Genomic DNA, 17,982 nt, shown 5'->3' with positions numbered 1-17,982 from the left:
AACGGCTTCCGGATTGTCGTGTCTGGAGTTCAGTCGTGTTCTCTTGAGATCTGGTGGGGGCTGGTCGCGCAGTTCCCCGCGCCCCTGACGGGGCGCTACAGCTCCGCCAGGAGCTCCGCCTTCTTCGACGTGAACTCGTCGTCGGTCAGCAGCCCCGCCTCGTGCAGCGCACCCAGGTGCCGGATGCGGTCGGCGATGCCTCCCGGGTCGGGCCGGGCGGGCGAGGCGGACGGTGCGGTCCTCGCGGCCCGGACGGCCGCGAGGACCGCGGCTGCGAAGGGCAGGGACTCGTGGACGAGGCCGTAGCCCCGGCCGAAGACGACGGACGCCAGGTCCTGGTCCGGCTCGGCCGCAGGGCGCTCCGCGTCGCCGCGGGGCACCAGCCGCAGGTGCCCGCCCTCTGGGGAGCCGGGGGCGCGCCACCGGACGCCCGCCAGCGCGGCCACGGGGAAACGCTGGTCGCCGGCTTTCCACTTGGTGGAGGAGGCGCCGGTCCAGAACCAGCGGAAGTGCACGGCCGAGCCGTCGAACGACGCCTTGCCGTCGTAGGCCTTGAAGGACAGCGGCGGCTCGGGGGCCGCCACCAGATGCCGCTCGGCGGGCTCACCGGCCGCGGGGCCCAGGGCGGACCGTATCTCCGCCGCGTAGTAGGCGGCGAGCGGCTCGCGTTCGGCGGGCAGTACCAGCCGGTAGGGGTCGTTGCCCTCCTTGAGCCGGCCGTCGGCCACGTCCATCAGCGGGTCGGCCCCCGGTCTGGGCACCGCGCGCAGCACCACCGTCCCGTGCTTCCCCGGGGCCTGCTCGACGGCCGCGAGCGCCTCGTACGGGACGCGCCGCTCGCCGAGCACCTGGAGCAGCTTCGGTGTGCGGATCCCCCGTTCGAAGCGGATGAGCACGGAGTCGGTGTCGAACTCCCAGACGGTGTGGAAACCCGTCAGCACATCACCCATGGGCTCATCGTATGCGGCAGCTGTGCGGCCGTCCCCCTTCCGGTCGCTACGCGCGTGGAACCCCTCAGGCCGCGCTGCTGTTGGCCGCCGGGCCCAGATTGCCCGTGCAGGCACTGGTGTCCCCGGCGCACCGCACGCCCGCGGGACGGCCTACGCCGATGTCCGCGAAGTTGGCGAGGCTGGTGGTGCCGGGTGCGAAGTAGCCGGCGTGCCCGCGGGCGCCCGCGGCGGACAGCACCCGTGCGCCGAAGCCCTCGGAGACGGGGTCGGCGCCGTGGCCGAGGCCGCCGACCTCCATGTGCGGGACGCCCTGGATCCAGTCGTCCTCGTCGCGCATGGCCCATATCCGGGCGCTGGTGTGCAGGTCGGAAGCGTGGTCGGCGCGCATGCCGGGGCTGCCGGCCACGGCCACGTCGGTGACCCGGGGCGAGAGGTCGCGGGCCGCGACGCCGCACACCACCGAGCCGTAGCTGTGGCAGACCAGCGAGACCTTCGAGTCGCCGGGCAGTGCCCGCACCAGGGCGCGCAGCCGCAGGGCCCCCTCGGTGGCGAGCTTGCCGGTGGCCGCTTCCACGCCGACGCCGACCGGGGCGGTGTAGTCGGCCCAGGCGATCACGGCGGTCCGGGTGCCCGGGCTCGCCGTGTGCTCGGCGTCGTACAGGGACTCGGCCATGCCGACCGGGGCGCTGTAGGAGCGCTGGCTCTTCTCGAACGTCAGCACGTTGGTGTCGACGCCGGGGACGATCACGGAGACCCGCTCGGCCCGGTCCAGGTCGCCGAAGACCTCGGCCACGCGCCCGTCGCCGGTGGGGTCGAAGGCCAGGATCTTCCGGCCGTCCTCCGCGAGCGAGTCGAAGCGGTGCATCCGGCGCGCGGCGTCGCTGCGCCCGGCGGGGGTGAGCCCGTTGGAGTGCGTGCGGTGCTCCTCGACCGTGCGGGCGGTCTTCAGGGCGATCCGGTTGGCGCGGTAGCGCAGCTCGACGGGGGCGCCGTTGAGGTTGCCGACGACGAACGGGTAGCGCTCGGCGAGCTTCTCGCGCTCGTGCCCGGTGAGCGCGCCGAAGAAGCGCGCCAGGGCGTCGGGAGCGGACTGCGGGGAGGGCAGCGGGTGACCGCCTATGGAGCCGTGCAGCCAGGCACTGAGTGCGGCCGCCCGCGGGTCGGCCGCCGGCTTGTGGCTGCGCACGGCCGTCCAGCCCGTCGTGGCGAGCATGACGAAGACCACGGCCAGCGCGAGCAGTGCGCGCCAGACCGTGGTGGCGGTCGTCCACGGCAGGGGGGAGGGGGAGCCGAGCTCCGGGAAAGAAGTCACCGCGGACCACAGTAGGAGAAACCGCGCTGCCTCCGCGAAATCGGTGAGCTATCTCACGTTTGAGTGAGCGCCGTTGAGAGATATTTCATCGCGGTCTCATGCCTTCTGATCAACTGCGCCGTTTTTACGCCACTCTTCGGCAAGTGCCGGACCGATCTGATCCAGGTACTCCGAGGTGATCCTGCGGAGTTCGCCCATGTCGCCGTCCAGGTTCTCGCCCCAGACCTTGCCCGTCACCCGCATCACCCCGCTGAACGCGGCGACCAGGATCCGCGGCCGGGGGTCGGTGCGCACGTCCAGGCCCTCGCGGCGGCCGATCTCCTCGGCGAGCCCGTCCTCCAGCTCCGCGAGGCGGCGCAGGTGGGCGGCGAGCAGCTGCGGGGTCGACTCGATCATCCGGTAGACGCGGACGTGCAGGTCGATGGGGACCAGGGCGGTGATGATCTCGCCCGTGCTGTCCCAGGAGTCCAGGGCCGCGTTGCGCAGCGCGGCCAGCGGAGCCTCGCCGGGCGGGCGGGCGCACAGGGCGGCGAGGAACTGGGCCTCCACCATGTCCTGTACGGCGAGGGCGACTTCCTCCTTGTTGGCGAAGTAGCGGAAGAAGGTCCGCTGCGAGACGTCCGCGGCGGCGGCGATCTCGTCGACCGTCGTCCCCTCGTACCCCTTGTGGGCGATCAGCTCCAGGGCGGACCTGATGAGCGCGTCCCGGGTCCGCGCCTTCTTGCGCTCCCGCAGTCCCGACGGCGGTGCCGCGCCTCCTGTCACGCCTTCGGTCGCGTGCACTGTCGTCTCCTCCGCCGAGTCGGTGCTGTCCTGCCGCCGGCCGGGTCGCCGCGAAAAAATGGCAGGCGCCGACTCATGATTTTGATTGTCAAGTGTCAGCAGCTGCCATAATATCGGTCCATGATGTCTCGGACCACCGTCGCCGACGCGACGCCGCCGGCTCTCGGGCCCCGGAAAGGATTACGGGGCCATCCCTGGCTGACGCTCATCTCCGTCGCCTTCGGCGTGATGATGGTCGCGCTCGACGGCACGATCGTCTCCATAGCCAACCCCGCCATCCAGAAGGACCTGGGCGCCTCGCTCGCCGATGTCCAGTGGATCACCAACGCCTACCTCCTCGCCCTCGCCGTCGCCCTGATCACGGCCGGCAAGATCGGTGACCGTTTCGGCCACCGCCTCGTCTTTCTTATCGGTACCACCGGTTTCGCCCTGTCCTCCGGACTCATCGCCCTCTCCGGCGGCGTGTCGACGGTCGTGGGCCTGCGCGTCCTGCAGGGCCTGTGCGGCGCGCTCCTGATGCCCTCGGCCCTCGGGGTGCTGCGCGCGACCTTCCCCGCCGAGCGGCTGAACATGGCCCTCGGCGTGTGGGGCATGGTCATCGGCGCCTCGACGGCCGGCGGGCCGATCGTGGGCGGGCTGCTCGTCGAGCACGTCAACTGGCAGTCCGTCTTCTTCATCAACGTGCCCGTCGGCGCCCTCGCCGTGGTCCTCGGCCTGCTGTTCCTCAAGGACCGCCGTGCCGAGCACACCTCCCGCAGCTTCGACGTGCCGGGCATCGTGCTGCTGTCCGCCGCCATGTTCTGCCTCGTCTGGGCGCTGATCAACGCCGCCGACTGGCACTGGGGCAGCGCCAAGACGCTGCTCTTCCTCGGCGCCTCGGCGCTCTGCTTCGTGCTGTTCGCCCTGTGGCAGCTGCGCGCCCGCGAACCGCTGCTGCCGCTGGGCCTGTTCCGCTCCGTGCCGCTGTCCGCGGGCACGGTGCTGATGGTGCTGATGGCCTTCGCCTTCATCGGCGGGCTGTTCTTCGTGACCTTCTACCTGCAGAACGTGCGCGGGATGTCCCCGGTCAGCAGCGGTCTGCATCTGTTGCCCACCACCGCGATGATGATCGTCGCCTCACCGCTGGCCGGAGCGCTCATCACCCGCATCGGGCCCCGTATCCCGCTGGCCGTGGGCATGGCCTCCACGGCGGCGGCCTGCTTCGGGCTCGCCGCCCTGACGCCGCACACGAGCACGTTGCTGATGTCCGTCTGGTTCGTCCTGCTCGGCATCGGCCTCGCCCCGACCATGGTCGGCGCGACCGAAGTCATCGTCGGCAACGCCCCGTTGGAGCACGCCGGGGTGGCCGGCGGTCTCCAGCAGTCGGCCATGCAGGTGGGCGGCTCGCTGGGTACGGCCGTGCTGGGCGCGGTCGTCGCGTCGCGGGTCAACCACCTGCTGCCGGACAACTGGGCCGCCGCCGGGCTGCCGCGTGGCACGCCGGAACAGATGGCACAGGCCGACAGCGCGGTCCAGGTCGGGGTGGCACCGGTACCGCCGGGCGCCCCGCCGGAGTTGGCGGCGCGGATCTCCACGGTCGCGCACGACACGTTCGTGTCGGCCATGAGCACGGGTTTCGTGGTGTCGGGCTGTATCGCCGTGTGCGCGGCGGGATTTGCCCTCCTCACCAGGCGGGGCGAACACGCAACCGGAAGCGCGGGGGCGGGCCACATCTAGGGCCCCGCTGACCGCGCCCCGAAGGGGCGCGGGGAACTGCGCGAGCAACCAGAGACGACCCGCAGTCGAAGAACGAGCCCCAACGGGGAAGGCCCCGACCGGAGTTCACCGGTCGGGGCCTTCCGCTGAGAAGAGTGACGCTTACGCGTCGCCACCCGCAGCACCCGGGTCGGCAGCCGCAACATCCAGCAGCTCGTACCGGTCGATGGCCTGCTTCAGCGCGGAGCGGTCCACCTTGCCCTCCTTGGCGAGCTCGGTGAGCACGCCGAGGACGATCGACTGGGCGTCGATGTGGAAGAAGCGACGCGCCGCACCGCGGGTGTCCGCGAAGCCGAAGCCGTCCGCACCCAGCGACTGGTAGGTGCCGGGCACCCAGCGTGCGATCTGGTCCGGAACCGCACGCATCCAGTCGGAGACGGCCACCTTCGGGCCCTCGGCGCCGGCGAGCTTCGACGTCACGTACGGGACGCGCTGCTCCTCCTCGGGGTGGAGCAGGTTGTGCTCCTCCGCCTTGATGGCGTCGTTGCGCAGCTCGTTCCAGGAGGTCGCCGACCAGACGTCCGCCTTGACGTTCCACTCCTCGGCGAGGATGCGCTGGGCCTCCAGGGCCCACGGCACGGCCACACCGGAGGCGAGGATCTGCGCCGGAATCGCGCCCTTCTCACCCTCCTTGAAGCGGTACAGACCCTTCAGGATGCCCTCGGCGTCCACGTTCTCCGGCTCGGCCGGGTGCTGGATCGGCTCGTTGTAGACGGTCATGTAGTAGAAGATGTCCTCGGCGTTCTCGCCGTACATCCTCCGCAGACCGTCCTGGACGATGTGCGCGATCTCGAAGCCGAACGCCGGGTCGTACGCGACGACGGCCGGGTTGGTCGAGGCCAGCAGGTGCGAGTGGCCGTCGGCGTGCTGCAGGCCCTCACCCGTGAGGGTGGTGCGGCCGGCGGTCGCGCCGAGGACGAAGCCGCGCGCCAGCTGGTCGGCCATCTGCCAAAACTGGTCACCGGTGCGCTGGAACCCGAACATCGAGTAGAAGACGTAGATCGGGATCAGCGGCTCGCCGTGCGTGGCGTAGGCGGAGCCGGCGGCGATCAGCGAGGCGGTGCAGCCCGCCTCGGAGATGCCGTCGTGCAGCATCTGACCGGTCGGGGACTCTTTGTACGCGAGCAGCAGCTCGCGGTCCACGGCCTCGTACTGCTGGCCCAGCGGGTTGTAGATCTTCGCCGACGGGAACAGCGAGTCCATACCGAAGGTGCGGTACTCGTCGGGCGCGATCGGCACGAAGCGCTTGCCGATCTCCTTGTCCCGCATGAGGTCCTTGAGCAGACGGACGAACGCCATGGTGGTGGCGATCGACTGCTGGCCGGAGCCCTTCTTGGTGGGTGCGTAGGCCTTCTCGCCCGGCAGGACGAGCGGCTTGGAGCGGTCCACACGAGTCGGTACGTAGCCGCCGAGCGCCTTGCGCCGGTCGTGCATGTACTGGATCTCTTCCGAGTCCTTGCCCGGGTGGTAGTACGGCGGCAGGCCGGACTCCAGCTCCTTGTCCGTGACCGGGATGTGCAGACGGTCGCGGAAGCGCTTCAGGTCCTCGACCGTCAGCTTCTTCATCTGGTGGGTCGCGTTGCGGCCCTCGAAGTTCGGGCCGAGCGTCCAGCCCTTGACCGTCTGCGCGAGGATCACGGTCGGCTGGCCCTTGTGGGCCTTGGCCGCCGCGTAGGCCGCGTAGATCTTCTTGTGGTCGTGACCGCCGCGGCCCAGGTGCAGGATCTGGTCGTCGGTCATGTTCTCGACCATCTTGCGGAGACGGTGGTCGTCGCCGAAGAAGTGCTCGCGGATGTACGCACCGGTCTCGGTGGCGTACGTCTGGAACTGGCCGTCCGGGGTGCTGTTCAGCTTGTTGACCAGGATGCCGTCCCGGTCCTGGGCCAGCAGCGGGTCCCAGGAGCGGTCCCAGACCAGCTTGATCACGTTCCAGCCGGCGCCGCGGAACTGCGACTCCAGCTCCTGCATGATCTTGCCGTTGCCGCGGACCGGGCCGTCGAGGCGCTGCAGGTTGCAGTTGACGACGAAGGTCAGGTTGTCCAGGCCCTCACGGGCGGCCAGGGACAGCTGGCCGAGCGACTCCGGCTCGTCCATCTCGCCGTCGCCCAGGAACGCCCAGACGTTCGACTTGGAGGTGTCGGCGATGCCGCGCGCCTCCATGTAGCGGTTCATGCGGGCCTGGTAGATCGCACCGAGCGGGCCGAGGCCCATCGAGACGGTGGGGAACTCCCAGAAGTCCGGCATCAGGCGCGGGTGCGGGTACGACGACAGGCCGTACGGGGCCTTCGACTTCTCCTGGCGGAACGCGTCGAGCTGCTGCTCGGACAGTCGGTCCAGGAGGAAGGCGCGCGCGTAGACGCCGGGGGAGGCGTGGCCCTGGAAGAAGATCTGGTCGCCGCCGTCGCCCTCGTCCTTGCCCCGGAAGAAGTGGTTGAAGCCCACGTCGTAGAGGGAGGCGGAGGACGCGAAGGTGGCGATGTGGCCGCCGACGCCGATGCCCGGGCGCTGGGCGCGCGAGACCATGACGGCCGCGTTCCACCGGGTCGCGTTGAGGACCTTGCGCTCGATCTCCTCGTTGCCGGGGAAGAACGGCTCGTCCTTGGTGGCGATGGTGTTGACGTAGTCCGTGCTGCGCATCTCGGGCACGGCCACGCGCTTCTCGCGCGCCCGCTCGATCAGGCGAAGCATGAGGTAGCGGGCACGTTCCCGGCCGCGCTCATCGACGGCTGCGTCGAGTGAGTCGAGCCATTCCTGGGTCTCTTCGGGATCGAAGTCCGGGACCTGGCTGGGAAGGCCGCCAATGATGATCGGGTTGCGATCGGATCCGGAAGCCACGCTGTTCCTTCGCTGTTCGGGTCGTGCTGGGCACGCGGTCAAATACTGTCTCTGCTTTTTGTCGCGCCGTCCCATCGTGGACCGCGGCGGCGGAAACGTCATCTCTACTGGGCGGTAACCGCCGCAGGCGAGACGAAACGTCGTGGGGTGGTCGCCCGGGGCGGCCAAATCGCAACCTTACGCCCCCTATGCGGGTCGTCTGTGTACGGCCGTTCGGGCCCGCTTCCGGTGCCGCATGGAGTAACTTCGCAAACTCGACAGAACCCTGTGGTGTGAATCACTCGTCACTGCTGCCTCATGGTGGGAGATGCCCGGAGACCGCCGTACTCGTCACCGTTTCGGCGGGCTCGGTGGCCGGGTACTTGCGCGATCCGCCCGGCACGTGTGGACTACGCCCATCGCTTCGCGTATGCGCGGGGCGGGCATACCTTTCAAAAGATGACAGGAGGAAATCCGTGAGCGCGACCGCGGACCACGCGGAGGAGCGGACCAACCCAGCCGGACGGCTGGGGTTCGAGCCGGGACAGGTGGTCCAGGAGATCGGTTACGACGACGACGTCGACCATGATCTCCGTGAAGGTATCGAGTCCCTCATCGGCCAGGACCTCGTCGACGAGGATTACGACGACGTGGCCGACGTCGTCCTGCTGTGGTTCCGGGATGAGGACGGAGACCTCACGGACGCGCTGGTGGATGCCATCGGCTGTCTCGACGATGGCGGCGTGATCTGGCTGCTGACCCCGAAGACCGGCCGTGACGGCTACGTCGAGCCGAGCGACATCCAGGACGCGGCGCAGACCGCGGGGCTCTCCCAGACCAAGAGCATCAGCGTCGCCAAGGACTGGTCCGGCACGAAGATGGCTACGCCTAAGCGGTAGTTCCGGGTTCGGCCGTTCTTCGACCGCGGGCCGTCTCTGGTTGCTCGCGCAGTTCCCCGCGCCCCTTACGGGGCTCCCTCACGCCCCCGGCGACCCTGTCGCCGGGGGCGTTCGGCGTGGGTGACACACTGGGCACGCCGACAGGCTCCGTGATCAGAGAGGTGTGACCCCCATGGCTATCGCCGTAGGCGACAAGGCGCCCGACTTCGCGCTCAAGAACCAGCACGGTGAGACCGTCCGGCTCTCCGACTTCCGCGGCGAGAAGAACGTCGTGGTGCTCTTCTACCCCTTCGCGTTCACCGGCGTGTGCACCGGCGAGCTCTGCGCCGTGCGCGACAACCTGCCGCAGTTCGCCAACGACGACGTGCAGATCCTCGCCGTCTCCAACGATGCGCCCTTCTCCCTGCGCGTCTTCGCCGAGCAGGAGGGCCTGGAGTACCCGCTGCTGTCCGACTTCTGGCCGCACGGCGAGGCCAGCCGCGCCTACGGCGTCTTCGACGAGGAGAAGGGCTGCGCGCTGCGCGGCACCTTCGTCATCGACAAGGAGGGCGTCGTCCGCTGGACGATCGTCAACGGCCTGCCCGACGCGCGTGACCTGAACGAGTACACCAAGGCGCTCGCAGCGCTCTGACGCGCGCTCCCCGGCGCACGCGGGCAACCCCGGCGCCGGGTCGCTGCGTCCTCAGCCGACAAGAGCCTGTAAACGGTGGGAACCGGGCACTACGCTCCGTACGTTGATCCGGTTGCCATCGCACAACCGGGGGCTGGGGACGCACCCCGCCCCTTGAACCAATGGAGGACTCGTGGGAGTCAGTCTCAGCAAGGGCGGCAACGTCTCGCTGACCAAGGCGGCCCCGAACCTGACCGCGGTGATCGTCGGCCTCGGCTGGGACGCCCGTACCACCACCGGTACGGACTTCGACCTGGACGCCAGTGCCCTGCTGACGAACGACCAGGGCAAGGTCGGCAACGACCAGAACTTCGTCTTCTTCAACAACCTCAAGAGCCCCTGCGGTTCCGTCGAGCACCAGGGCGACAACCTCACGGGCGAGGGCGAGGGCGACGACGAGGTCCTCAAGGTCAACCTGGCCGCCGTGCCCGGCGACGTGGCGAAGATCGTCTTCCCCGTGTCCATCTACGACGCGGAGGCCCGCAAGCAGAGCTTCGGCCAGGTGCGCAACGCCTACATCCGTGTGGTGAACCAGGCCGACGGCAGCGAGCTGGCCCGCTACGACCTGAGCGAGGACGCCTCGACCGAGACCGCCATGGTCTTCGGCGAGCTCTACCGCAACGGTGCCGAGTGGAAGTTCCGCGCGATCGGCCAGGGTTACGCCTCCGGCCTGCGCGGCATCGCCCAGGACTTCGGCGTCAACGTCTGACGTCCGCCGCCGCCCCGTCCGGCGCCGCACCCCGAATTCCGGGGTGCGGCGCCGGACATGCGCGACGGGCGCACATCACGATTCGGGGAGGATCAGCACCATGGGCGTCACGCTCGCCAAGGGAGGCAACGTCTCCCTCTCCAAGGCCGCACCCAACCTCACGCATGTGACCGTCGCTCTCGGCTGGGATGCGCGCTCCACCACCGGAGCCCCCTTCGACCTGGACGCCAGCGCGCTGCTGTGCGGCGGCGGTCGGGTGCTGGGCGACGAGTACTTCGTGTTCTACAACAACCTCAAGAGCCCCGAGGGTTCGGTGGAACACACGGGTGACAACCTCACCGGTGAGGGCGAGGGCGACGACGAGTCGATCCTGGTCGACCTCACCAAGGTGCCGGCCGCCTGCGACAAGATCGTCTTTCCGGTCTCCATTCACGAGGCCGACCTGCGCGGCCAGAGCTTCGGCCAGGTCAGCAACGCCTACATCCGCGTCGTCAACCAGTACGACGGCAGCGAGCTGGCCCGCTACGACCTCAGCGAGGACGCCTCCACCGAGACGGCGATGATCTTCGGCGAGGTCTACCGCTACGGCGGCGAATGGAAGTTCCGTGCGGTGGGCCAGGGGTACGCCTCGGGGCTGCGCGGCATCGCTCTAGACTTCGGGGTCAACGTTTCGTAAAGCCGCGTTCCCGCGCGGCTCCCCGAACAGCGAAGGATTGGGTCCGCCAGTGCTCCTGAAAACCTTTGGTTGGTCGTTCGCCGTGACCGCGGCCGGACTGGCCCTGGCCGGCGTTCTCTGGGGGTGGCAGGGGCTGGCGATCGTCGCGATCCTCTCCGTCCTGGAGATCTCGCTCTCGTTCGACAACGCGGTCATCAACGCCGGAATCCTCCGGAAGATGAACCCGTTCTGGCAGAAGATGTTCCTGACGCTGGGCATCCTCATCGCCGTCTTCGGCATGCGGCTGGTCTTCCCGGTCGTCATCGTGGCCATCACCGCCAAGCTCGGCCCCATCGAGGCCGTCAAGGTCGCCGTCCAGGACCACGACCGCTACGAACAGCTGGTCACCAGCGCCCATCCGGCCATTGCGGCCTTCGGCGGCATGTTCCTGCTCATGATCTTCCTGGACTTCGTCTTCGAGGACCGGGACATCAAGTGGCTGGCCTGGCTGGAGAAGCCGCTGGCCAGACTCGGCAAGCTGGAGACGCTCTCGATCGTCGTCGCCCTGGCCGCGCTGCTGGTCGCCGCGACCACCGTCGCCACCTCGGTCCCGGTGCACGGCGGTTCGGGCACGGTCGACAAGACGGCGACGGTGCTGCTGGCCGGCATCGGCGGCCTGGTCACCTACTTGATCGTCGGCGGCATCTCGGGCTTCTTCGAGGATCGTCTCGAGGAGGAGGAAGAAGAAGCTGGGGAGAGTGCGGCCGCACTGCCGCAGAAGAGCGGCGGATCGGTCGTCGGATTGGCCGGAAAAGCCGCGTTCTTCATGTTCTTGTACCTTGAAGTCATCGACGCCTCCTTCTCCTTCGACGGTGTCATCGGCGCCTTCGCGATCACCAATGACATCTTTGCGATGGCGCTCGGTCTGGGCATCGGTGCGATGTACATCCGCTCGTTGACGGTCTTCCTGGTCCGTAAGGGCACCCTTGACGACTACGTCTATCTCGAGCACGGCGCGCACTACGCGATCGGAGCGCTGGCCGTCATTCTGCTGGTCACGATCAAGTACGAGATCAACGAGGTCGTCACCGGTCTCATCGGCGTCGTCCTGATCGGTCTGGCGTTCTTCTCCTCGGTGCTGCGCAACCGCCGGGAGAGCGGCTCGGGCAATGGCTCGGAAACGAAGGCGGAAGTCGCCAGCGGGGTGTGACCCCGGCACATTTGAGGAACGTTTCCCCTGGAGGCGGCCGCGAGGAACACCTCGTGGCCGCCTCCTCGGTTTCAGGGGGCGGTCACGCCACGACTGTGGGGGTACAGCGCGATGACGATCCGGGAAATGCTCTTCGGCAACTGGGGATACGGGGCGGCACGGCAGTTCGACGTCAGCGGCACCGGCGCGGTGGAGCTCACCAAGCGCCACCACGAGTTCTCGCTGACCAAGCAGGGGGCCGCCACCGGCAATCTGCGCGTCAACCTGTCCTGGACGATGCGGACCTCGGACTTCCTCGAAGGCCGGTCCACCTCGCTCGGGGCCGGCCTGCGGCACCCCTTCCGCAAGTTCGCCCCCGACGTGGTGGCGGCACAGGGCCCGGCCATGGTCAACGTCGACCTCGACCTCGCCTGTATGTACGAGCTCAAGGACGGCACGAAGGGGGTGGTGCAGCCGCTCGGCAACATACTGGGCAGCATCAACTCCCCGCCGTACATCCAGCTCAGCGGCGACGACCGGTTCGGCTCGGGCGCGGGTGAGGACATCTACATCAACATGGACCACCGCGACGAGTTCAAGCGCCTGCTGGTCTTCGTCTACATCTACGACGGGACCCCGGCGTTCGACCGTACCCACGCGACGGTGACGCTGTATCCCGGCAACGGCCCCCAGCTCGAAATCGCACTCCACGAGCGCGCCCCGGAAGCCCGCTCGTGCGCCGTCGTCATGATCGAGAACCGCAACGGCGACATCGTGGTCCGCCGCGAGATGAAGTACGTCTACGGCTTCCAGAGCGAACTGGACCGTCTGTACGGGTGGGGCCTGCAGTGGGGGCGGGGCTACAAGTCCAAGGTCTGAACCCGGCTCACCGGGCCAGGAACTGCGGCCCCTGCGGCGGCAGCCGGAACCCGGGCGCAGCCCCCGAGGCGGGCTGCGGGTACCCGTACCCCGCAGTGGGCGGAGCCACCGGCGGCGGCGGATACGAAGGCACCGGCACCGGCGGCTCCGCCGCCGGCTCCGAGCCCCCCGCAGGGGGACCGTCGTCCACCGAGATGCCGAACTCGGTGGCGAGCCCGACGAGCCCGGACGCGTACCCCTGCCCGAGCGCCCGGAACTTCCACCCCTCGCCGCGCCGGTACAGCTCGCCGCAGATCATGGCGGTCTCGTCGCCCGTCTCCGGCTGCACGTCGAAGCGGGCGACGGGCTCGGCGGCCGCGTCCGGACCGCCCGCGGCCATGTCGTACAGCAGCACGGACAGGTCCTTGACGAGCCCGAAGGGGCCGCCGTCCGCGGAGGCGGCCAGGACCACGCGCGTCACCGAGCCGTCGAGCCGGGGGAGGTCGGCCTCCAGCGAGTCCGTCATCCCTTCCACGAGCCGCTTCTTGGGCAGGTGCCGGACCAGGCCGGAGGGGTGGCGGGGCTGGTTGTAGAAGACGAAGTCCTCGTCCGAGCGGACCCGTCCCGCATCGCCCAGGAGCAGGGCGGAGGCGTCCACGTCGGGGACGCCCGGGCCGGGGGTCCAGCGCAGTACGGCCCGTATGGTCGGGGCGTCCAGCGGGATGTTCGACCCCTTCAGCATCGCGTGCGTCATGCCCGCAATCCTGCCTTCCCCCGCGGGCGGCGGACAACGCAGGGGTGCCGCGCGTCCGGCTGCTTCTACTCGACGTGTTGACGCCGGTCAGGAGTTTTTCTCTTGCTTGGGGAACTCTTGACCACCCGCCGGACGTACGATAACCAGCCACACTCCGGGCCCGGCAGCATCTCCCGGAGGCGTCGAGGCGTGGCCCAACAGGGAGACTGATGAGGCATTTCGACCACCTTGCGCCCACGGTGCGGAATGGGTTGTTCCATAAGGAGCCGTGCACCTTCGACGCCGGCTCCCCGGCCCGCATGCTCGCGGTCGCGCTCGGCGCCACGCTCTACAGCCCCGCCACCCGGAGCACGCTCGCCGGGGACGTCGTCAAACAGGCGGAGCGCGGCGTGGTGTCCATGGTCCTGTGCCTGGAGGACTCCATCGGGGACGCCGAGGTGGCCGGGGCGGAGGAGAACCTCGTCCGGCAGCTGACCGCGCTCGCGTCGCGCGACGGGGGAACGGACGCGGGGACGGAGGCGGGGACGTCCGCCCTCCCGCTGCTGTTCGTCCGCGTCCGCGAACCCGGGCAGATCACCGGCCTGATGCGGCGCCTCGGCCCGGCCGGGCGGCTGCTGTCCGGATTCGTGCTCCCCAAGTTCACCGAGGAGCGCGGCCTGCCCTTCCTGGAGGCGCTCGCCGCCGCCGAAGGCGCCTGCGGGCAGCGGCTGTTCGCCATGCCCGTCCTGGAGTCGCCCGAACTGCTGCACCTGGAGACGCGCACCGAGACGCTCGGCGGCATCGCCCGCGCCGTCGAGAAGCACCGCGACCGCGTGCTCGCCCTGCGCCTCGGCGTCACCGACTTCTGCTCCGCCTACGGGCTGCGCCGCGCGCCCGACATGACCGCGTACGACGTGCAGATCGTCGCCTCCGTCATCGCCGACGTCGTCAACGTCCTCGGCCGCGCGGACGGCAGCGGCTTCACCGTCACCGGCCCGGTGTGGGAGTACTTCCCGCAGCCCCAGCGGATGTTCAAGCCGCAGCTGCGCCGCAGCCCCTTCGCCGGCGCCGCGGAGGCGCTGCGCGCCGCGCTGATCGAGCACGACATGGACGGCCTGCTCCGCGAGATCCAGCTCGACCGCGCCAACGGCCTGCAGGGCAAGACCTGCATCCACCCGTCCCACGTCGCTCCCGTGCACGCTCTCTCCGTCGTCAGCCACGAGGAGTTCAGCGACGCGCAGGACATCCTGCGGCCGGATCGCGACGGCGGCGGAGTGCTGCGCTCCGCCTATACGAACAAGATGAACGAAGTGAAGCCGCACCGGGCCTGGGCCGAGCGGACGATGCTGCGCGCCGAGGTCTTCGGCGTCGCGCGCGAGGACGTCGGCTTCGTGGAACTGCTGTCGGCGAGCGTGCGGACGTGAAGGGGAGCGGAAACGTGGACGTGTGGTCGGGCCAGTGGGTCACGGACCGGCTGGGTGTCGGCCTGGAAGGGGACCGGCACCTGCCGGAGCTGCTGGGCCTGGCCCTGCGGCGCAACCCCAGGCGGGCGCACCTGCTGGTCTCGAACGTGCTCGGCAAGCACGTGCCGGCCTCGCCCGCGCGGGTGTACGGCGCCGGGCTCGATCTGGGCCGCAGGGTACGGGAGTTGCTCGGCGGGGCCGATGCGGCACGGGCGGTGGTGCTCGGCTACGCGGAGACGGCCACGGGCCTGGGTCACTCCGTCGCGGACGGCCTGGGGCTCGCCCCGTACCTGCACTCCACGCGCCGCCCGGTGCGCGGGGTCCGCGCGGTCGGCGGCTTCGAGGAGGAGCACAGCCACGCGACGTCGCACCTGCTGCTGCCGGAGGACCCGGAACTGCTCGCTGGCGAGGGCCCGTTGGTGCTCGTCGACGACGAGTTCTCGACGGGCCGCACGGTGCTGAACACGGTCGCGGCGCTCCACGAGCGCTTTCCCCGCGACCGGTACGTGGTCGTCGCCCTGGTCGACATGCGCACCGCGCAGGACCGCGCGCGGCTGGAGGAGTTCGCGGCGGAGCTGGGCGCGCGCGTGGACGTCGTCGCGCTCGCGAGCGGGACGGTGCGGCTGCCGGAGGGGGTGCTGGCACGGGGGCAGGAGCTGGTCGCGCAGCACGACGACGGCCACGACGGCGGCCGTGCCGAGGCGGCCCCGTCGCACCGCGCACCGGTGTCCCGCGTGGACCTGCACTGGCCCCTCGGCCTCCCCGACGGAGGCCGCCACGGCTTCACCCCCGCCCACCGCACCCGCCTGGAAGCCGCACTTCCGGACATGGCGGCCCGTATCCGCGAGGCCCTCCCGCCGGGCGCGGCCCGCGTACTCGTCCTCGGCAACGAGGAGTTGATGTACGCCCCCCTGCGCTTGGCCGAGGAGCTGGAACGCACGCTCGCCGGCACCGCATCCGTGCGGTACTCCACGACCACCCGGTCACCGGTCCTCCCGGTGGACGACCCCGGCTACGCGATCCGCACGCGCATCGCCTTCCCCGCCCACGACGCCCCCGACGGCGACCGCTACGCGTACAACGTGGCCGGCGGCGGCTTCGACGCGATCGTCGCCGTCGTCGACTCGGCCGGCGACACCCCCGCCCTGCACACCCCCGGCGGCCTGCCGGACCGCCTCGCCGCCCACACCCGAAAGGTCCTGCTCGCCGTGATCCCCTCGCACCGCGCCGCGGGCGAACCCCTCCGCGGCCCCGCCTTCTCCTCCTACGCCCCCGAGGACGTCGGCTGGCTGCTCCAGGACCTGTCCTCCGTGGCCCTCGAAGCCCCCACCGAGGAACGGGAGGAGGCCATCCAGAGCGGCGGTGCGCACTACGCGGAGTCGCTGCCGGTCGAGTACCAGCCCAGCGTGCGCTACCAGGAGCTCTACCGGGCCGCCCTCGACGCCTCCGCGGCACGTGTCGCCCGCGCGGTCGGCGTCGTCACCGAGACCGTCCTGGCGGAGCGGTCGCCCCGCCCGGTCCTGGTCTCCCTCGCCCGCGCCGGCACACCCGTGGGCGTGCTGATGCGCCGCTGGGCGCAGCACGCGCACGGCCTGGACCTGCCGCACTACGCCGTCTCCATCGTCCGCGGCCGCGGCATCGACGTCAACGCCCTGCGTTGGCTGGCCGACCGGTACGACCCGGCGGATGTCGTCTTCGTCGACGGCTGGACGGGCAAGGGTGCGATCACCCGCGAACTGGCTGATGCCCTGAAGGACTTCGGCGGCTTCGACCCGCGGCTCGCGGTCCTCGCCGACCCGGGCCACTGCGTGGCGACCTACGGCACGCGCGACGACTTCCTCATCCCGTCCGCGTGCCTCAACTCGACCGTGTCCGGCCTGGTCTCGCGCACGGTCCTGCGGTCCGACCTCGTCGGCCCGGACGACTTCCACGGCGCGAAGTTCTACCGCGAGCTGGCCGGCGCCGACGTCTCGCGCTCGTTCCTCGACGCCGTCACCGCCCGCTTCCCCGAGGTCGGCGAGGACGTGGCCCTCGACGCCAAGCACTTCGCCGCCGCCCCCGACCGCGCGCCCACCTGGAGCGGATGGGCGGCCGTCGAGCGCATCAGCGAGGAGTACGGCATCCACGACGTCAACCTCGTCAAGCCGGGCGTCGGCGAGACGACCCGCGTCCTGCTGCGCCGTGTCCCCTGGAAGATCCTCGCCAAGCGCGGCGCGGGCGCCGACCTCGACCACGTGCGGCTGCTGGCGGAACAGCGCGGCGTGCCCGTCGAGGAGGTCGACGGGACCGACGGCCTGCCCTACAGCTGCGTCGGCCTGATCCACCCCCGCTACACGCGCGGCGCCACCGGGGCGGACGGCAGGGCGGTGCCGGCGCCGTGACCCGCGTACTGATCGCCAGCGATCTCGACCGCACCCTCATCTACTCGGAGGCGGCCCTGGGTCTCGCCGAGAACGGGTCACCTCTGGTGTGCGTGGAGACGTACGAGGACAGACCGCTGTCGTACATGACGCGCACGGCCGCCGCGCTGCTGGCCGAGGTGGCCCGTACCGCCGTCTTCGTCCCGACGACGACCCGCACGCGCGAGCAGTACGGCCGCATCCGACTGCCCGGCCCGGCGCCGCGGTTCGCGGTCTGCGCGAACGGCGGGCAGCTGCTGGTCGACGGCGAACCGGACGCCGGCTGGCACGCGGCGGTGCGGCGGAGGCTGGCCGCCGAGTGCGCCCCGCTTGCGGAGGTCCGTACCCGGCTGCTGCGCACCGCGGACCCGGCGTGGCTGCTCAAGGAGCGCGTGGCCGAGGACCTCTTCGCGTATCTCGTCGTGGAGCGCGAGCAGTTGCCCGCCACCTGGGTCGGGGAACTGGAGGCGTGGGCGGCGGAGCAGGGCTGGACGGTGTCCCTCCAGGGCCGCAAGCTCTACGCCGTGCCGAAGCCGCTCACCAAGAGCGCGGCCGTCGCCGAGATCGCCCGCCGCACCGGCGCCGCCGCGGTACTCGCCGCGGGCGACTCCCTGCTCGACGCCGACCTGCTGCTCGCGGCGGACCGTGCCTGGCGCCCCGGCCACGGCGAACTGGCCGACCTGGACTGGACGGCGCCGCACGTCACGGCGCTGGAGGCGCGGGGCGTGACGGCGGGGGAGGAAATTGTGCGGGCCTTCGCTGCGGCGTGCACGTAATCTCGTGAGCGGCCTGG

Annotated in this window: 15 protein-coding genes; 10 read left to right on the top strand and 5 right to left on the bottom strand. The window is 70.4% G+C overall.

All coding sequences use genetic code 11. The annotated features are described in order from the left end of the window. Positions 1-95: 95 nt before the first annotated feature. The 3 genes from ACWD4B_RS04985 to ACWD4B_RS04975 form a co-directional block, all read right to left on the bottom strand. Positions 96-950 carry a DUF4429 domain-containing protein gene (locus tag ACWD4B_RS04985; RefSeq protein WP_451419436.1) on the bottom strand — a complete coding sequence of 285 codons (855 nt, stop codon included), beginning with the start codon at positions 948-950 and terminating at the stop codon, positions 96-98. A gap of 64 nt (positions 951-1,014) precedes the next feature. Further along, positions 1,015-2,262 (bottom strand): alpha/beta hydrolase, encoded by a 1,248-nt coding sequence (locus ACWD4B_RS04980; protein WP_451419435.1) that lies wholly within the window; start codon positions 2,260-2,262, stop codon positions 1,015-1,017. A gap of 96 nt (positions 2,263-2,358) precedes the next feature. Next, on the bottom strand, positions 2,359-3,045 hold the full coding sequence (locus ACWD4B_RS04975) for a TetR/AcrR family transcriptional regulator (RefSeq protein ID WP_451419434.1): 687 nt from the start codon (positions 3,043-3,045) through the stop codon (positions 2,359-2,361). Between the two features lie 123 nt (positions 3,046-3,168). On the opposite strand from ACWD4B_RS04975, the gene ACWD4B_RS04970 reads away from it, so the two are divergent. Continuing rightward, positions 3,169-4,761, top strand: coding sequence for an MFS transporter (locus ACWD4B_RS04970; RefSeq protein WP_451419442.1), 1,593 nt, complete (start codon positions 3,169-3,171; stop codon positions 4,759-4,761). Between the two features lie 141 nt (positions 4,762-4,902). On the opposite strand, the gene aceE is transcribed toward ACWD4B_RS04970, so the two are convergent. Beyond that, positions 4,903-7,635 (bottom strand): pyruvate dehydrogenase (acetyl-transferring), homodimeric type, encoded by a 2,733-nt coding sequence (gene aceE / locus ACWD4B_RS04965; RefSeq protein WP_451419433.1) that lies wholly within the window; start codon positions 7,633-7,635, stop codon positions 4,903-4,905. A gap of 455 nt (positions 7,636-8,090) precedes the next feature. On the opposite strand from aceE, the gene ACWD4B_RS04960 reads away from it, so the two are divergent. The 6 genes from ACWD4B_RS04960 to ACWD4B_RS04935 all read left to right on the top strand — a co-directional run bounded on the left by ACWD4B_RS04960 (position 8,091) and on the right by ACWD4B_RS04935 (position 12,615). Beyond that, on the top strand, positions 8,091-8,513 hold the full coding sequence (locus tag ACWD4B_RS04960; protein ID WP_336411922.1) for a DUF3052 domain-containing protein: 423 nt from the start codon (positions 8,091-8,093) through the stop codon (positions 8,511-8,513). Positions 8,514-8,685: 172 nt separating this feature from the next. After that, the gene (locus ACWD4B_RS04955) at positions 8,686-9,144 is read left to right on the top strand and encodes a peroxiredoxin (RefSeq protein ID WP_451419432.1); all 459 of its coding nucleotides are present in this window, start codon (positions 8,686-8,688) and stop codon (positions 9,142-9,144) included. Between the two features lie 172 nt (positions 9,145-9,316). Then, positions 9,317-9,892 carry a TerD family protein gene (locus ACWD4B_RS04950; protein ID WP_336411924.1) on the top strand — a complete coding sequence of 192 codons (576 nt, stop codon included), beginning with the start codon at positions 9,317-9,319 and terminating at the stop codon, positions 9,890-9,892. Between the two features lie 100 nt (positions 9,893-9,992). Then, positions 9,993-10,568, top strand: coding sequence for a TerD family protein (locus ACWD4B_RS04945; RefSeq protein ID WP_336411925.1), 576 nt, complete (start codon positions 9,993-9,995; stop codon positions 10,566-10,568). A 49-nt stretch (positions 10,569-10,617) separates the two neighbouring features. Continuing rightward, positions 10,618-11,757 carry a DUF475 domain-containing protein gene (locus tag ACWD4B_RS04940; protein WP_451419431.1) on the top strand — a complete coding sequence of 380 codons (1,140 nt, stop codon included), beginning with the start codon at positions 10,618-10,620 and terminating at the stop codon, positions 11,755-11,757. Positions 11,758-11,868: 111 nt separating this feature from the next. Further along, positions 11,869-12,615 (top strand): TerD family protein, encoded by a 747-nt coding sequence (locus ACWD4B_RS04935; RefSeq protein WP_451419430.1) that lies wholly within the window; start codon positions 11,869-11,871, stop codon positions 12,613-12,615. 7 nt (positions 12,616-12,622) lie between these two features. Here the strand turns inward: ACWD4B_RS04935 and ACWD4B_RS04930 are convergent, their stop codons facing one another. Beyond that, positions 12,623-13,348: a TerD family protein gene (locus tag ACWD4B_RS04930; RefSeq protein WP_451419429.1), complete on the bottom strand. Its 726-nt coding sequence runs from the start codon at positions 13,346-13,348 to the stop codon at positions 12,623-12,625. 209 nt (positions 13,349-13,557) lie between these two features. Between ACWD4B_RS04930 and ACWD4B_RS04925 the strand changes: the two genes are divergently transcribed. Genes ACWD4B_RS04925 through ACWD4B_RS04915 form a run of 3 tightly spaced genes read left to right on the top strand, consistent with a single transcriptional unit; the run spans position 13,558 to position 17,965 of the window. Next, complete coding sequence (locus tag ACWD4B_RS04925; protein WP_451419428.1) at positions 13,558-14,751, top strand: HpcH/HpaI aldolase/citrate lyase family protein; 1,194 nt, start codon at positions 13,558-13,560, stop codon at positions 14,749-14,751. Between the two features lie 14 nt (positions 14,752-14,765). Further along, positions 14,766-17,171 (top strand): phosphoribosyltransferase, encoded by a 2,406-nt coding sequence (locus ACWD4B_RS04920; RefSeq protein WP_451419427.1) that lies wholly within the window; start codon positions 14,766-14,768, stop codon positions 17,169-17,171. After that, the gene (locus tag ACWD4B_RS04915) at positions 17,168-17,965 is read left to right on the top strand and encodes an HAD family hydrolase (protein WP_451419426.1); all 798 of its coding nucleotides are present in this window, start codon (positions 17,168-17,170) and stop codon (positions 17,963-17,965) included. Before ACWD4B_RS04920 ends, ACWD4B_RS04915 begins: the two co-directional genes overlap by 4 nt. Positions 17,966-17,982: the final 17 nt, after the last annotated feature.

It is taken from the genome of Streptomyces sp. NPDC002536 (assembly GCF_053594995.1).
Note: the sequence above shows the minus strand (reverse complement) of the source record. Positions and strands in the feature narration are given on the sequence as shown.

Coding starts and splice junctions, on each gene's coding strand:
- ACWD4B_RS04985 (WP_451419436.1), bottom strand. CDS start 950: ATGGGTGATGTGCTGACGGGTTTCCACACCGTCTGGGAGTTCGACACC.
- ACWD4B_RS04970 (WP_451419442.1), top strand. CDS start 3,169: ATGTCTCGGACCACCGTCGCCGACGCGACGCCGCCGGCTCTCGGGCCC.
- ACWD4B_RS04955 (WP_451419432.1), top strand. CDS start 8,686: ATGGCTATCGCCGTAGGCGACAAGGCGCCCGACTTCGCGCTCAAGAAC.
- ACWD4B_RS04945 (WP_336411925.1), top strand. CDS start 9,993: ATGGGCGTCACGCTCGCCAAGGGAGGCAACGTCTCCCTCTCCAAGGCC.
- ACWD4B_RS04935 (WP_451419430.1), top strand. CDS start 11,869: ATGACGATCCGGGAAATGCTCTTCGGCAACTGGGGATACGGGGCGGCA.
- ACWD4B_RS04930 (WP_451419429.1), bottom strand. CDS start 13,348: ATGACGCACGCGATGCTGAAGGGGTCGAACATCCCGCTGGACGCCCCG.
- ACWD4B_RS04925 (WP_451419428.1), top strand. CDS start 13,558: ATGAGGCATTTCGACCACCTTGCGCCCACGGTGCGGAATGGGTTGTTC.